Below are 15603 nucleotides of genomic sequence, written 5' to 3'. Positions count from 1 at the left end.
ATTTTATGATTTTTGTAAATATTTTAACAACGACGCCTATTTGCTCATGATTTTGGGAATTTTGTCATGAAAGGATTCGTAAATGACTGGCAGCAACAGACAAAGCTAAAACCAAGTTAAATTTCAAGGCCCGTATTCCTGTTGATAAAATGCCACACTTGTTAAGAATGTTTCAAGTCTAATATTTAATTAATTAGCGAAAGACTAAGGGTTTTACGAACTAAATCATGACTAGGACAATCTTGGTATGAACATTGCATAATACAAACAGTGTTAAGAACGCATCTAGTTCTTATATAAAAATATTAATTGAAGGGAGAGTTTAACATGATCAAAATCTTTGTATTCGCTGCTATAATTGCTTTTGGCCTTTTTAATATGGTTAAAGGCGTGCAAGAGCGATTAAATGCAGCTTTTTTGGGCAAGAAAGATGACCGATCAGACAATTTTGGGGAGAGGTTAAAAGGTGTCTTAGTAAACGCACTGGGACAAAAGAAGGTGCTTAATGAGGCCGAGGGCGGCATTATGCACGTCATGATTTTTTTCGGTGCCAGTATTGCTGGTTTAAGAATTGTTGAATTTATGTTATCCGCATTATTTCCTGGTTTTGTAATTCCTTTTGTTAGTAATAATTCTCTGTTTTATTTAGTGACTGATATTTTCGGAATTATAGCAATTGTAGGAATTTTATATTCCGGTTGGCGTCGCTGGGTCTCCAAGATAGAAAGATTGGATCCCGAGCCCTTTGGGACACCCGCAGAAAATTTAATATTAATAATGGTTTCTGGTCTTACTATTTTGATTGCCTCTGTATTCGTAGGAACTGGCTTTAAAGCCGCAATGGATACAACCGGTGTTTATGCCTTAGCCCCTGCTACTGCTTTATTTGGCAGTTTATTTAGCGGCATGTCGGAATCAAGTTTGGAAACTGGATTCCAAGTTTCTTTTTGGGTCAACACAATATTTGCTTCCGGCTTCATGGTATTTTTCCGTTATTCACCACACGTACACCCAGTTTTTGCACCTTTAAATATCTTTTTCCGTACACTAAAGCCCCGGGGCGGGATGATTCAGCCCATCAATTTTGAGGATGAGAGTGTTGAACAATATGGTGTAGCTAAATTAGAGCAATTTACTTGGAAGGATTTAATGGAAGGCTATGCCTGTGCTGAGTGCGGCCGTTGTCAGGCTAACTGTCCAGCTTATCTCAGTGGCAAACATCTGTCCCCGAAACATTTAATTCATAAGTTAAGGGTGCATGTTGATGAAACGGCCAAAGCCATGGGACCTAAATTAGGAACCACCACTATATCTGATATAGTTGCTGATGAAACGGCAGCCACCAGTGAAGTTTTCGAAAAGAATTTGGTACCGGATGTATTTAGTGCAGAGGAAATTTGGGATTGCACCAACTGTGCAAGCTGTATGGAGCAATGCCCAGTAATGAACGAACATGTACCTAAAATTATTCAAATGAGACAAAACCTTGTTCTAATGGAAAGTGATTTTCCGGCAGAAGCTCAATTGGCTTTTACCAATATGGAACGTAACTTCAACCCTTGGGGCATTGGTTGGAACTCCAGAGGAGATTGGGCTAAGGATTTAGATGTTAAATTATTAAGTGATGATAGCAATGTCGATATTGTTTACTTCACGGGCTGTGCAGGTGCCTTTGATGACCGTAGTCAAAAGGTAGCAACAGCCTTAGTCAAAATTATGAAAGCCGCAGGAGTTAATTTCGCTATTCTTGGTCCCGAAGAAAAATGCTGCGGTGATTCAGCTAGACGTTTAGGTAATGAGTACTTAGCACAAGAATTGATTAATAATAATGTAGAGACCTTAAACGGTTATGGCGTTAAGAAAATTGTTACTACCTGTCCACACTGTATGACCGTATTAAAAGATGAATATCCACAATTTGGTGGAAATTATGAAGTAATACACCATACCCAATTAATTGACCAGCTAATCAAGGCAGGAAAACTTAAGTTTAAACAAGCCGATGCTCTTAAAAAGATCACTTATCATGATTCCTGCTTCTTAGGTCGTTATCATGATGAGTATGAAGCTCCCAGACAAATCATCGGTACACTGCCTGGCATTAATTTGGTTGAAATGTCCAAAAATAAAACCAAAGGCTTTTGTTGTGGTGCCGGTGGTGGCCGGATGTGGCTAGAAGAACATGGCACACGTATAAATGTTATGCGTACTGAGCAGGCATTGGATACAAATGCAGAGGTCGTTGCAACTAACTGTCCTTTCTGTCTCACAATGATGGAAGATGGTATTAAGGATAAAGAAGCAACTGAAAATATTAAAGCCTTCGATATTGCTGAATTAGTTGAAAGAAATCTGCAGTAAAGCAACCCTTTAAAACAAACGTATTTGATATAAGGGTGAGGTTATCACCCTTATATCAAAGAAGATATTGTTGCAAAATTACATTTTTTGTTGCATTGGGGAAACAAAAGAAAGGGGGCCAAATTCTAAAAGAAGCATCTTTAAAAATATGCCGAATATTATCAAAAATCATATTTTTTGACTATTTTGAATTTATGAAATTCGATAGTGTGTGGCTTTTAGCAATATTGGCATAAAGTGGTAATGACAAAATATTTTCTCTATTGCAATAAAAAAATAAAAACCAAGGCTTGTTGGTTGTTGCAAATATAAAACGATTGCAACTAATGTAACAATTGCACTACGTATTTATTCGCGAAAAAACCGTGATTTTACGGTGTTATTGAGAAAGTGGACAAACTTGGTATGATATTTGCACTGTAAAACAAGAAAACAAGCATTGGAATTTCTAAGCAAGTCCTAAAGTTATGAGCCAAACAAAAAATACTGCTCATAATTTTATATAAGTAAAAAGGAGGGTGCGTATGAAAATCTTAGTGTTAGTTAAACAAGTCTTTGATACCGAAGCAGCTATCAAAATCGCCAATGGTAAAATTAACAGTGACGGTATCACCCAAATTATCAACCCCTATGACGAGTTTGCTATTGAAGAGGCCCTAAAAATCGCAGAAGCCAACAAGGGTGAAGTGACAATCGTATCTGTAGGTTCAAATGTAGACCAAACAGTACGTCAAGCCCTTGCTATGGGTGCCAACAGCGGTTATGTAGTTGAAGATGCTGCCCTGGCTGATGCTGATGAGTATAGTGTAGCCACTGCTTTAGGCAAAGCTATTGGTGGTATGCAATATGATCTAGTTTTAGCTGGGTGGCGGGCAATTGATGATGGTTCTGCCCAAGTGGCATCCCGTGTTGCCCAAGCTTTAAATATTCCGTTGGTTAACTTAGCAATTAAATTAGAAGTAGCTGGTGGTAAAGCCACTGCTACCACTGAAATAGATGGTGGTACTGCCATTATTGAAGTTCCTCTTCCAGCAGTGGTAACTTGCCAAAAGGGCTTAAACGAGCCTCGTTATCCTTCTATGAAGGGAATTATGCAAGCTAAGAAAAAGAAAATTGAAAAAGTTGGATTGGATGCCATAGGACTGGATGCTGCCGCTGTTGCAGCAAAAGTAAAGACCTTAAATATCTATTTGCCAGAAGCTCGGGCAGCCGGAAAAGTTATTACCGATGAACCTGCTGTAGCTGCTAGCCAAGTAGCAAAACTTCTGCGCGAAGAAGCAAAAGTAATATAAAGGAGGGAATGGCCAATGGCAAAAGGTATTTGGGTATTTGCAGAACAACGTGATGGCAAAATCAAAAAAGTTACTTACGAATTATTAAGCGCAGGCCGCGGTTTAGCTGACAGCCTGGGTGAAGAACTATGTGCTGTATTATTTGGTAAAGATGTTGCTGGTATAGCTGCAGCCCTTGGTGAATATGGTGCGGACAAGGTTTATGTAGCTGACAATGATAAATTAGCTGAATATACAAATGATGGTTATGTAAGCACACTGGCTGACCTGGCAAAAGCCAATGAGCCCAGTGCAATCTTCTTTGGTTATACTGCAGTAGGCCGTGACCTGGGTGCTTCCTTAGCTCAACGCTTGGCAACCGGTATGGTTTCTGACTGTGTAACTGTTAAGGCTGAAGGCGGACAATTAGTATTTGATCGCCCCCTCTATGCTGGTAAGGCCTTTGTAACAGCTTCATGCCCTGAAGCTCGCCCGGCAATCGCTGCAATGCGTCCCAACGTATTGGCAATTAATGAACCTCAAGCTGGCAAACAAGCAGAGGTTATAAATGTAGAAGTAACCGGAGATATCCGTCAGATCGTTAAAGAAGTTGCTATGGCAATTTCCTCCCGCCCAGAGCTTACTGAAGCTAGCATTGTTATTTCTGCTGGTCGTGGCGTAAAAGGCCCCGAAAACATGAAATTACTTGAAGATTTTGCCGATGCCCTTGGTGCTGCTGTCGGTTGCTCCCGGGCAGTGGTAGATGCTGGTTGGTACCCACAGGCTCAACAGGTTGGTCAAACTGGTAAAACCGTTTCTCCCAACCTCTATATTGCTTGCGGTATTTCCGGTGCTATTCAGCACTTAGCTGGTATGAGCTCCTCTAAATGCATCGTTGCTATCAACAAAGATCCCGAAGCCAACATCTTTAAAATGGCTGACTATGGTATTGTAGGAGACCTTTTTGAAGTAGTTCCTCTATTAAAAGAAGAGCTTCAGAAAATTTTAGCTTAATTAGATGTCCCCGCGGAGCATGGATAAACTGTTGTAAATAGGATTACCTCTAAATAAATTGACCTAAAAAGGAGTGAGCGGAGGTTGCAGGATTTCCGTTGCGCAAAATGTCAGAAGCTTTTAGCGAGGTATCGTAATTGCCAGATGCTTGAGGTTAAATGCCCGCGGTGTGGACAAATAAATAAGCTTAATAGTGTCTATCTTACGGATGAGGCTAAAGAAATTACCTGCAACAAGTCACTAGCTGTAAAATAACAACTAAAAACAAAAGTGTTATAGATTTTCTGCGTTGAGAGCCTAGAGCCCCGCCAGACAATTTGTCTGCGGGGCTTTTTTTCCGAATAAGATGTAGGAAGAAGAGGTGCGGGTTTGATGAAGGAAACCGTTATAGTTAGTGCTGCTAGAACCCCATTCGGCCGCTTTGCCGGCGGTTTAAAATCATTTAAAGCAGTCGATCTGGGCGGCATTGCCATTCAAGAGGCAGTCAAACGTGCGGGGATTTCTCCAGAGCAAATTGATTATGTCTATATGGGTCAAGTTCTACAAGGCGGTTGCGGTCAAGTTCCTTCCCGTCAGGCAACTCGCAGAGCGGGTTTACCTTGGGAAGTCCCCTCAATCACTGTCAATAAGGTTTGTTCCTCTGGTTTAATTACTGTATCCATGGCTGATAAGGCCATTCGTCTAGGTGAGATTGATATAGCCGTCGCAGGCGGTATGGAAAGCATGAGCAATGCTCCTTATTTCCTTCCTGGTATGCGCTGGGGTGCTCGTATGATGGATCAAAAGGCGAAAGACCTGATGGTTAACGATGGCCTCTGGTGCTCCTTCTATGATCGTCATATGGCAATTCATGGCTCAGAAGTAGCTAATGAATTTGGCCTTACCCGGGAATCTCAAGACGAGTGGGCTTTACGAAGTCAATTATATGCTTCTGAAGCAATAAAAGCCGGTCGTTTAAAAGAAGAGATCGTGCCAGTTGAAATACCTGGCAAGAAGGGTTCAACAATTATTGATACCGATGAAGGTCCCCGTCCAGATACCACCATCGAAGCATTAGCTAAGTTGCCCCCTGTATTTGCTAAAGACGGTACTGTTACTGCCGGCAATGCTCCCGGGGTTAATGATGGTGCCGGTGCCCTAGTGCTTATGTCTCGTGAAAAAGCTAATGAACTTGGCCTTAAGCCTTTGGCAACCATCGTAGGCCACGCAGAAGTTTCTCAGGAAGCAAGATATATTGCAACTGTTCCTGGATTGTCAACATTAAAACTCTTAAAACAAAAAGGTATGACGATTGATCAGATCGATCTGATCGAGGCCAATGAAGCCTTTGCTGCCGTTGCTCTGACCAGTGGGAAGATAGCTGGCTGGGACTCCAATCGTGTTAACGTAGATGGCGGAGCCATCGCCTATGGTCACCCAATTGGTGCCAGTGGTGCACGTATCCTGATGCACTTAGCTTTTGCTCTAAGAGCACGCGGCGGCGGATATGGTATCGCCTGCATCTGCAGTGGTGCAGCCCAAGGTGATGCAATGATGATTAAGGTGGAATAACTAGCCACCATCGATAATACTAGTTATTAGATGAGGAGGACAATCATGGAAATTAAAAAGATGATGGTCATTGGTGCTGGCCAAATGGGTAGTGGTATTGCCCAGGTTTTTGCTCAAACAGGCGTTGCTGTCGTTTTAAATGACATAAAAACAGAATTTGTTGAAAGAGGCATTGCCGGCATTACTAAAAATTTAAGCCGCAGTGTAGACAAAGGTAAAATGACAGCAGAAGCTAAGGATGCTGCTCTTGCTCTCATTACTCCTTCTACCAGTTTAGAAGATGCGAAGGATTGCGATCTGGTAGTTGAAGCTGCTGTTGAAAATATGTCACTTAAAGCTAAAATATTTTCTGATTTAGATGGCATTTGCCCCCCACACGCAATCTTAGCTACTAATACTTCCTCCCTACCTATTACTGAAATTGCTGCATGCACCAAGCGTCCTGCTCAAGTAATCGGTATGCACTTCATGAATCCTGTTCCTGTTATGAAATTGGTTGAAGTTATTCGTGGTATTGCTACATCGGATGAATGCTACAAGGCCATTGAAGAAATGAGCGTTAAACTAGGTAAAGTTCCGGTTGAAGTTAAAGATGTTCCTGGTTTTGTATCCAACCGTGTACTTCAATTAATGATTAACGAAGCTATTTTCTGTGTTTATGAAGGTATTGCTACCCCAGAGGGTGTTGACAATGTAATGAAGCTTGGTTGCAACCACCCCATGGGACCTCTTGCTTTGGCAGACCTGATTGGCTTGGACACCGTTCTTGCTATTATGAACGTACTGCATGAAGGCTATGCTGATTCCAAGTATCGTCCTTGCCCACTGCTCCGTCAATATGTTAAAGCTGGTTGGTTAGGCCGTAAGTCTGGTAAAGGTTTCTACGAGTATAATAAATAAATTAGGAGGTCAACCTGATGGAATTTAATACCCTTCTACTGGAAAAGGAAGGCAATATTGCCTTGTTGACCATCAATCGCCCCAAGGCCCTCAATGCCTTAAACCCAGAAGTTCTTAAAGAAATTGGTCAAGCTGTAGACGTTATTACTGCTGATGACGAGATTTTTGTTGTAATCCTTAAGGGTGCAGGCGAGAAAGCCTTTGTGGCTGGTGCAGATATTACTGCTATGCAGAATATGAATGCCCTTGAAGCCCGTGCCTTTGCTATTCTGGGTCAAGATGTATTCAAAAAGTTGGAGTATATGAACAAACCTGTTATCGCAGCCATCAATGGTTTTACATTGGGCGGCGGTTGTGAATTAGCCATGGCTTGTGACATTCGGGTTGCTACTGAAAAGAGTAAATTTGGTCAACCAGAAGCTGGTCTTGGTGTAACCCCTGGCTTCGCTGGAACCCAAAGATTACCTCGTTTAGTTGGTAAAGGTCGGGCTAAGGAACTGATCTATACATGTGATATTATTGGTGCTGCAGATGCCCATCGTATGGGCCTGGTTAACCATGTAGTTGCGGAAGATCAATTATTAGATTTCTGTAAAGCCATGGCTGGTCGGATTGCTTCCAAGGGTCAGGTAGCTGTTCGTCTTTGCAAAGCTGCTATCGATCAAGGTCTGGAAATGGATGCTGATAAAGGTATGGCATACGAGGCAGAGGTATTTGGTCTATGCTTCGCCACTGCGGATCAAAAAGAAGGTATGACTGCCTTTGTTGAAAAGAGAAAGGCTAGTTTCACTGGTAAGTAACCCTTTGATTTAAACCGGAATTTCACTGGTATTTATCAGTGAAATTCCTCCCCACCATTATAGTTCCTAAAACAACTGTTTTAAGCAGCTCCTAGCAATAAACAGTACTAGAGAGGACGTGTCAATGTATGGATTTTAGGTTAAACGATGAACAACAAATGTTTAGAGACACAATACGTAAATTTGCTCAAAAAGAAATAGCTCCAATTGCTGCTCAAACTGACCATACCCACCAGTTCCCTCTTGATACAATTAAGAAATTAGCCGATATGGGACTAATGGGTCTTCCCATCCCCGAAGAATACGGCGGTGCTGGTTCTGACTACGTAACTTTTGCTATCCTAGTAGAAGAAATTGCTAAGGTATGTGCTTCAACAGCCGTTGTTCTTTCTGTTCACACCGGGTTAGGTTGTATGTCTACCTATATGTTTGGTAACGATGAGCAAAAAGAAAGATACCTGAAGCCGTTATGTGAAGGTACCATGCTGGGAGCCTTTGCCCTTACTGAACCCCAGGCTGGTTCTGACGCTGCTGCTTTAAAATGTACGGCAGTTCGGAAAGGTGACAAATACATCGTTAACGGCAGTAAGATTTTCATTACCAACGGTGGCTATGCCGATATGTATGTGACCTTTGTTCGCACCGATCCAACTACCAAAAATTACAATGGAGTTACCTGCCTGATCATTGATAAAGATACTCCTGGCCTGATCATTGGCAAGCCAGAAGAAAAAATGGGTTTAAATGGTTCTGCTACCGTAACCTTGACCTTCGAAGACGCCGAAGTACCGGTTGAAAACCGCTTACTTGAAGAAGGTAAAGGCTTTAACGTGGCCATGGGTCTCTTAAACGGTGGTCGGATTACCATTGGTGCCCAGGGCTTAGGTATTGCCCAAGGTGCTATGGATTTAACCATTCCCTATGTCAAGACCCGTGAGCAGTTTGGCAAACCTCTGTCTGCACAACAGGGTATTCAATTTATGCTGGCTGATATGCAGACAGAAATTGATGCATCCCGTCTGCTGGTATACCGTGCAGCCTGGTTAAAGAGCAACGGCCTAGAGCATGCAATGGAAGCTTCTATGGCTAAAAAGTTTGCCACGGATACAGCCATGAGAGTAACCACGGACTGCGTACAATTGTTTGGTGGCTACGGTTATTGCAAAGAGTACCAAATCGAGCGTTACATGAGAGATGCTAAAATCACTCAAATCTATGAAGGTGCCAACCAAGTACAAAGAATCGTTATTGCTAAAAACCTCCTTAAATAGGTTTTTAGTGAGGAATAAACCCAAATATATAAAAGGAGGTATCAGTTAGTGACAAAGTCTAGTAAGAGGATGTCTCTAACAGAAGCCATCAGCCTGATCAAAGATGGCGACATGCTTACTTTCAGCGGGTTCACGATTTGGCGGCGCCCCATGGCCGCAGTTTATGAAATTGTACGGCAAGGAAAAAAGAATTTACATCTAATGGAAGTAAACTCTGGCACCCATAGTGAGGTTTTGATCGGCGCAGGTTGTGTAAAGATTTGGGAATCCTGTTGGATAGGTCATGAGTTGTTTGGTAAGTTAGGTGGTAACTTTTCGCGTAAGGTAAAAGAAGGTGAAATCATTGCCAATGACTATAGTCACGTGCATATGGTTTTACGTTTAATGGCCGGAGCGATGGGGGTACCTTACCTGCCTACAGCATCTGCTATGGGTACCGATATTCTTAATCCAGAATTAGACTCTTTGGCAGTTCATGGCTTACGGAATGGGGAAAACCCCAAAATACCTGCTGCTAAGTTTGAAGTTGTTAAAGACAATTTTTATGACATGGGCGAACTCGTCCATATTCCTGCTGCTAAGCCAGATGTATGCATCATGCTTGCACAACAGGTGGGTGAAGAAGGTACTGTAAGAATCAACGGGCAGAAATATACCGACGAAGAAGCTGCTAAAGCAGCGGATAAAATAATTGTCATTGCTGAAGAAGTTGTGCCTGAAGAATACATCCGTCGTGAGCCGGATCGCAACCTTATCCCCCCTTATCTGGTTGATGCCATTGTTGAATTACCCATGGCGGGTCACCCAACTGGTTGCTACGGCAAGTATGAAGTAGATGGTGATTTTATTCGTGACTTTTATAATAAGACCAGAACCCAAGAAGGTTTTGATGCTTGGGCACAAGAATGGGTCTTCGGGGTTAAAGATCATTATGAGTACCTCGAAAAATTAGGCGTTAGACGCTTAGAGAATTTACGTGCTAACTCTGCCTTGAATTATTCAAGTAAAGTGAAGAGGGGGGCGAGATAATGAGTAGCCATGAGTTTGCTAAACCGGGTGAATACAAAATCATCGATTTGCTAGCTGTTTCTGCGGCTAGGGAAGTTAATGATGGCGAAGTGGTATTTGCCGGCACAGGTTTACCAATGCTTGCTATCATGCTTGCCCAAAAAACAACCTCTCCAGGTGCTTACTGCATCTACGAGGCTGGATCAATCGATGGTAGACCCATTCATTTACCCACCTCAGTAGGTGATGCCCGTTGTGCCTATGGCGGTGCCATTGCTTCCGGTCTATTTGATGTATTTAACCAACTCCATAAAGGCGGTGTCGATCTAGCCTTTTTAGGTGGGGCAGAAATTGATAAATATGGTAATGTGAATACCACCGCCATGGGAGACTATTTAAATCCCTCAGCCAGACTAACAGGCAGTGGCGGTAACCCCGATATTAACTCCTTAGCTGAAAGAACTGTATTTATGATGGTTCAAGAAAAACGCCGCTTTGTGGATAATGTTAGCTATGTTACCTCTCCGGGATGGAGAGTGCCTACATTCCCCGGCCGTAAATTTGTTCCTAAGCAGGAGTTATATGGCAAATTCCATCGGGGTGGACCATCGGCTGTTATAACCAATATGGCTGTTTTCCGCTTTGATCAAGAAACCGGTGAAATGTACCTAGATACCTATCATCCTGGTTTCACAGCCCAAGATGTTAAGGATAATTGTGAGTTTGACCTAGATATCTCCAGAGTCAGTGGGGAAACCAAACCACCTACCTACCATGAGCTTGAACTACTGTATAAGGTGATTGATCCAGAGGGTATATTCCTACCCTAAATATGCCTGTCGGCCAGTGTTGGTTACCTGTTACCCCTTATTCCTTCTATTGATTGAACTAAGATTTTATCAGGTCGTATTCAGCCGGTGCCGCCACAGTGTGGCACTGGCACCTTATAACCTATATATAGAACTTATAAGGTGGACCTAGCTTTTTTAACATTAGGAATGCTCAACCGGCACTGAAAAAATATATCGGCAGCCCTGTCAAAATCAAATACGAGGAGGAAAAGTGAATGATTTTTAAACTAACTGAAGAGCAGGAAATGCTTCGTAAAGCAGTGCGTGACTTTGCAGAGGGCGAAATTAAGCCTAAAGCTGCAGAAATGGATGAGAATGAGCAGTATGATTACAGCCTATGGACCAAAATGGCTGAAATGGGTCTTGCTGGCGTTCCTTTCCCCGAAGAATATGAAGGTTCCGGCATGGACAACCTTAGCTATGCTATCGTAGTAGAAGAACTGAGCCGTGTATGTGCTTCCAGCGGCGTTCTGGTTTCTGCCCATACCTCCCTATGCGCATGGCCTATCTATGCCTTTGGTACCGAAGAACAGAAGAAAAAATATCTGGTTCCTCTAGCAAACGGTCAAAAAATCGGTGCTCTTGGTTTAACTGAACCCGCTGCTGGTTCTGACGCTGTTGGTCAAAAGACCACCGCTGTTTTAGATGGCGATGAGTGGGTACTTAACGGTACTAAAATATTTATTACCAACGGTTTCTATGCAGAAACTTATATTGTTATAGCTGTTACTGATAAAGAGAAAAAAGCTAAAGGTATTTCCATGTTTATCGTTGAAAAGGATACCCCTGGCTTTACCTTTGGTAAAAAAGAACACAAAATGGGCATTCGTGCTTCCGCAACCTATGAATTAGTATTTGAAAATTGCAGAATTCCTAAGGAAAACTTACTGGGCGAGCTAGGCGCTGGCTTTAAGCAAGTTATGATGACCCTTGACGGCGGACGTATCGGTATTGCTTCCCAAGCTTTAGGTATTGCCCAAGGTGCCTTTGAAGCTGCTGTAGAATACAGTAAAATCCGTGAGCAATTTGGCAAGCCCATTTCCGCTAACCAAGGTATTGCTTGGATGTTAGCCGATATGGCTACCCAAATCGAAGCTGCTAGATTGTTAATATATCAAGCTGCTTATCTAAAAGATGCCAAACTTCCTTATGGCCAGCAATCCGCTATGGCTAAACTGCATGCTGCTGAAACTGCTATGGCAGTTACCACCAAAGCTGTACAAATCTTCGGTGGTTACGGTTACACCAGAGAGTATCCCGTTGAGCGCATGATGCGTGATGCTAAGATTACAGAGATCTATGAAGGTACCAGCGAAGTTCAACGTATTGTTATTGCTGCTGGCATTCTCAGATAATTAGACACTTTCGGGTAGAGCAACGAGATATTTCGTTACTCTACCCGAATTCTTAGAATTATTTAATTAACTTATTAACAAATAGAATAGATTAAGAATGCATTCCTCTGTTATTTTATTCACATAGTGAAGATTCAGAGGACTAATATATATTTCGGCCTTTTTATATTTTTTGCAATTTATCTAATTTAGTCACGGAATCTCACGAGCACTCTGGTCTTAATTGTACCAATTTTAGAAATAATGGGATGTCATCTGGAGTACGTACCCTATAAAAAATGTATATATAGGGAGGGTTATTTTGCCGATGGTACCTATTTTGGAGGCATCAAGGTATTATTGGCACCTGGGAACCACTGAGTTTCCTAACACAATTTGACATTTAGGAGGAGAGATTATGAAAGAAGCAGCACCTTATTTTTTAGAAGTCAGAGACGCTATTGTAGAGATGGGTGGCGACAACATTAACATTTGCATGCAGTGCGGGACCTGTGCCGGAACCTGTCCCTGGGGTAGATTAGAGGAAAAAAGCCACTTTAATATTCGTAAAATGATTTATCAGGGTAGGATGGGTATTGATGGTTATGAAACCGATGATATACTATACGCCTGCACAACCTGCGGACACTGTGTTACCCGTTGCCCACGCGGGGTAAAAATCACGGATGTAGTACGTGCTATGCGTAGTGTAATCGGTGAAACGGGTGGTATCCCCAAAAACCTAAAGGCAGCTGTCGGAAGTATCAACAGTCAAGGTAATCCCTGGTCACAGCCAAGAGAAAAGCGGGATGCCTGGGCTAAGGGCCTGGACATTAACAAATTTACACCTGACACAGAGTACCTTTTATATGTATGCTGTACTTCAGCCTTTGATGGCAGAAGCCAAAAAATAGCCCAATCTATTGCTGAGCTTCTTAAAAAAGCTGAAATAAGCTTTGGAATTATTGGTAACGAAGAACAATGTTGCGGCGAATCCATTCGTAAGATTGGTGCTGAAACTGAATTTTCTATGTTAGCTGAAGCAAACATCAAGCTCTTTAAAGAGAATGGTGTTAAAAAGATTATTACCACATCACCCCACTGTCTATCAGCTTTCAAAAATGACTATCCTGAATTTGGCGGTGAATTTGAGGTTTATCATTACACAGAAATACTTGAAAACTTAGTCAAAGAAGGTAAGCTTGCCTTCAATAATATTGATGGTCAAAAAGTTATCTATCATGAGCCCTGTTACTTAGGACGTCATGGTCAAATTTTCGAAGCCCCCCGGGATCTATTGTCTCAAGTCCCCGGAATTGAAACAATCGAATATGGAAAATCTAAAAACGATAGCCTATGCTGTGGCGGCGGCGGAGCACGTATATGGATGGAAACCGAACCTGGACAACGTTTCTCCGATTTCAAAGTAGCTGAGGCTGCTGAAAAAGAAGCGAATATCCTTGTTACTGCCTGCCCTTATTGTGTAGTTATGATGGAAGATAGTGTTAAAAACTTAAATAAAGACGACGAAATAAAAGTTAAGGACATCAGTGAAATCCTTAAGGAAAATTTAAAATAGTACTTACATGAAATAAATAAAAAACTATAAAAATAAATTCTCTTAAAACCTGCAACTTTGCAGGTTTTTAAGAGAATTTATAGAATAGTCTATTTATCATACTTTTCTAAATCTTCTTGCTTGAGAATAAATATTAAAATTTGACATTTTATTTGGGTTAATGGAATATTTATGTGATACTATACCTCCCAAAAACCCATATTGTTTATGCAAAAAAATGTATTCCTAACTTAATTAACTGGTCATAAGCTGACCCACACCTTATATTCTTTAAATCTTTATTTTACTCAAATTTGCAACAGCTTAATTAATTATGCAGAATAAATAAAAAACGGAGGACTGATTATTATGAGTAAAGAAGTTGTCATTGTCAGCGCGGTTCGTACCGCATTGGGTAGTTTTGGAGGTACCCTCAGCAATATTCCTGCTTCTGATTTAGGTGCCATTGCAGTTAAGGAAGCTTTGGTCCGCGCTGGTTTGGAAGCAAAACAAGTTGATCAAGTAATCCTAGGCAACGTTATTCAAGCAGGCCAGGGACAAAACCCTGCCCGTCAAGCAGCTTTAAAAGCAGGTATTCCCGTTGAAATTCCAGCCTATAGTGTAAATATCGTTTGTGGCTCAGGTCTAAAGACAGTAGCCATGGCTGCCAACGACATTATCTGTGGTGATGCAGATATCGTAGTAGCAGGTGGTTTTGAAAATATGAGTATTGTACCATATACATTGGAAAAAGCCCGTTATGGTTATCGCATGGGCGATGGAAAAATTACTGATACCATGGTTAAAGATGGCTTGACTTGTGCTACTAACCATTATCACATGGGTATTACAGCCGAGAACATTGCCGAGCAATATGGCTTAACCCGTGAAGCTCAAGATAAATTTGCCGTAGCCAGCCAAGAAAAAGCTATTGCAGCCATTGATGCAGGTAAATTCAAAGATGAAATCGTCCCTGTTATAATTCCTCAAAAGAAAGGTGACCCCAAAGTATTTGATACGGATGAATTCCCAAGACGTGGCACAACTCTGGAAGGACTGGGTAAATTAAGACCTGCCTTTAAGAAAGATGGTACTGTAACCGCCGGTAATGCTTCCGGTATTAACGATGGAGCTGCAGCGTTGGTTGTTATGTCCAGAGAGAAAGCTGACCAGTTAGGCCTCAAGCCTTTAGCCACAATTATATCCGCAGGAACCGGTGGTGTAGATCCTGCAGTTATGGGTCTAGGTCCTATTCCTGCTACCCGTAAGGCCTTAGCAAAGGCTGGTATGACAATAGCTGATATTGATCTTATTGAAGCCAACGAAGCCTTTGCAGCCCAATCCCTGGCAGTTGTAAAAGATCTGGAAATGCCAACTGAAAAAGTTAACGTTAATGGTGGAGCCATTGCAATAGGTCACCCTGTAGGTGCCAGTGGTGCTCGTATCCTCGTTACCTTAATCCATGAAATGCAGCGCAGAGATTCTCGCTATGGCCTTGCTACCCTGTGCATAGGCGGCGGTATGGGTCAAGCCCTTATTATTGCTAGGTAATTAATGAGAGTAATGACCATTAGGGTTGAAACGACTAAAGCCATTCGGCTCTAGTCGTTTCAACAACAACCTATTACTTATATTACTTATATTACTTATATTATTTATATAATAAGTAAAATTAAATACTGAA

Annotated in this window: 13 protein-coding genes; all 13 read left to right on the top strand. The window is 41.8% G+C overall.

Going from position 1 to position 15603, the window contains the following annotated elements; translation table 11 throughout:
• Nucleotides 1-327: 327 nt before the first annotated feature.
• The 13 genes from V6C11_RS08950 to V6C11_RS08890 all read left to right on the top strand — a co-directional run bounded on the left by V6C11_RS08950 (nt 328) and on the right by V6C11_RS08890 (nt 15470).
• On the top strand, nt 328-2361 hold the full coding sequence (locus V6C11_RS08950; protein ID WP_333530796.1) for a (Fe-S)-binding protein: 2034 nt from the start codon (nt 328-330) through the stop codon (nt 2359-2361).
• Between the two features lie 524 nt (nt 2362-2885).
• A complete protein-coding gene (locus V6C11_RS08945; RefSeq protein WP_333530795.1) occupies nt 2886-3653 on the top strand; it encodes an electron transfer flavoprotein subunit beta/FixA family protein in 768 nt (255 codons plus the stop codon).
• A 15-nt stretch (nt 3654-3668) separates the two neighbouring features.
• Nucleotides 3669-4646, top strand: a complete 978-nt coding sequence (locus tag V6C11_RS08940) for an electron transfer flavoprotein subunit alpha/FixB family protein (protein ID WP_333530794.1) — start codon at nt 3669-3671, stop codon at nt 4644-4646.
• Nucleotides 4647-4730: 84 nt separating this feature from the next.
• Nucleotides 4731-4901, top strand: coding sequence for a Com family DNA-binding transcriptional regulator (locus V6C11_RS08935; RefSeq protein WP_333530793.1), 171 nt, complete (start codon nt 4731-4733; stop codon nt 4899-4901).
• Nucleotides 4902-5018: 117 nt separating this feature from the next.
• Complete coding sequence (locus V6C11_RS08930) at nt 5019-6197, top strand: acetyl-CoA C-acetyltransferase (RefSeq protein ID WP_333530923.1); 1179 nt, start codon at nt 5019-5021, stop codon at nt 6195-6197.
• Between the two features lie 45 nt (nt 6198-6242).
• Entirely contained in the window at nt 6243-7097 is an 855-nt protein-coding gene (locus V6C11_RS08925) for a 3-hydroxybutyryl-CoA dehydrogenase (protein ID WP_333530792.1), read from the top strand.
• A gap of 17 nt (nt 7098-7114) precedes the next feature.
• Nucleotides 7115-7897 (top strand): short-chain-enoyl-CoA hydratase, encoded by a 783-nt coding sequence (locus V6C11_RS08920; protein ID WP_333530791.1) that lies wholly within the window; start codon nt 7115-7117, stop codon nt 7895-7897.
• Nucleotides 7898-8025: 128 nt separating this feature from the next.
• On the top strand, nt 8026-9168 hold the full coding sequence (locus V6C11_RS08915) for an acyl-CoA dehydrogenase (protein ID WP_333530790.1): 1143 nt from the start codon (nt 8026-8028) through the stop codon (nt 9166-9168).
• Between the two features lie 69 nt (nt 9169-9237).
• The gene (locus tag V6C11_RS08910) at nt 9238-10197 is read left to right on the top strand and encodes a CoA transferase subunit A (protein ID WP_333530922.1); all 960 of its coding nucleotides are present in this window, start codon (nt 9238-9240) and stop codon (nt 10195-10197) included.
• Nucleotides 10194-11006 carry a CoA-transferase subunit beta gene (locus V6C11_RS08905; RefSeq protein ID WP_333530921.1) on the top strand — a complete coding sequence of 271 codons (813 nt, stop codon included), beginning with the start codon at nt 10194-10196 and terminating at the stop codon, nt 11004-11006. The genes V6C11_RS08910 and V6C11_RS08905 overlap by 4 nt, the downstream gene beginning before the upstream one ends.
• A gap of 236 nt (nt 11007-11242) precedes the next feature.
• Complete coding sequence (locus V6C11_RS08900) at nt 11243-12382, top strand: acyl-CoA dehydrogenase (protein WP_333530789.1); 1140 nt, start codon at nt 11243-11245, stop codon at nt 12380-12382.
• A gap of 397 nt (nt 12383-12779) precedes the next feature.
• Complete coding sequence (locus V6C11_RS08895) at nt 12780-13940, top strand: (Fe-S)-binding protein (protein WP_333530788.1); 1161 nt, start codon at nt 12780-12782, stop codon at nt 13938-13940.
• A 348-nt stretch (nt 13941-14288) separates the two neighbouring features.
• Nucleotides 14289-15470 carry an acetyl-CoA C-acetyltransferase gene (locus V6C11_RS08890; RefSeq protein WP_333530787.1) on the top strand — a complete coding sequence of 394 codons (1182 nt, stop codon included), beginning with the start codon at nt 14289-14291 and terminating at the stop codon, nt 15468-15470.
• The last annotated feature ends 133 nt before the right edge of the window (nt 15471-15603 follow it).

The sequence above is a fragment of the Desulfotomaculum sp. 1211_IL3151 genome (assembly GCF_036763075.1).
Taxonomy (GTDB): domain Bacteria; phylum Bacillota; class Desulfotomaculia; order Desulfotomaculales; family Desulfotomaculaceae; genus Desulfotomaculum.
Note: the sequence above shows the minus strand (reverse complement) of the source record. Positions and strands in the feature narration are given on the sequence as shown.

Bases quoted from the DNA above. Each gene is read 5' to 3' on its own strand.
- V6C11_RS08950 (WP_333530796.1), top strand. From the start codon at position 328: ATGATCAAAATCTTTGTATTCGCTGCTATAATTGCTTTTGGCCTTTTT.
- V6C11_RS08945 (WP_333530795.1), top strand. From the start codon at position 2,886: ATGAAAATCTTAGTGTTAGTTAAACAAGTCTTTGATACCGAAGCAGCT.
- V6C11_RS08940 (WP_333530794.1), top strand. From the start codon at position 3,669: ATGGCAAAAGGTATTTGGGTATTTGCAGAACAACGTGATGGCAAAATC.
- V6C11_RS08930 (WP_333530923.1), top strand. From the start codon at position 5,019: ATGAAGGAAACCGTTATAGTTAGTGCTGCTAGAACCCCATTCGGCCGC.
- V6C11_RS08925 (WP_333530792.1), top strand. From the start codon at position 6,243: ATGGAAATTAAAAAGATGATGGTCATTGGTGCTGGCCAAATGGGTAGT.
- V6C11_RS08920 (WP_333530791.1), top strand. From the start codon at position 7,115: ATGGAATTTAATACCCTTCTACTGGAAAAGGAAGGCAATATTGCCTTG.
- V6C11_RS08915 (WP_333530790.1), top strand. From the start codon at position 8,026: ATGGATTTTAGGTTAAACGATGAACAACAAATGTTTAGAGACACAATA.
- V6C11_RS08910 (WP_333530922.1), top strand. From the start codon at position 9,238: ATGTCTCTAACAGAAGCCATCAGCCTGATCAAAGATGGCGACATGCTT.
- V6C11_RS08900 (WP_333530789.1), top strand. From the start codon at position 11,243: ATGATTTTTAAACTAACTGAAGAGCAGGAAATGCTTCGTAAAGCAGTG.
- V6C11_RS08895 (WP_333530788.1), top strand. From the start codon at position 12,780: ATGAAAGAAGCAGCACCTTATTTTTTAGAAGTCAGAGACGCTATTGTA.
- V6C11_RS08890 (WP_333530787.1), top strand. From the start codon at position 14,289: ATGAGTAAAGAAGTTGTCATTGTCAGCGCGGTTCGTACCGCATTGGGT.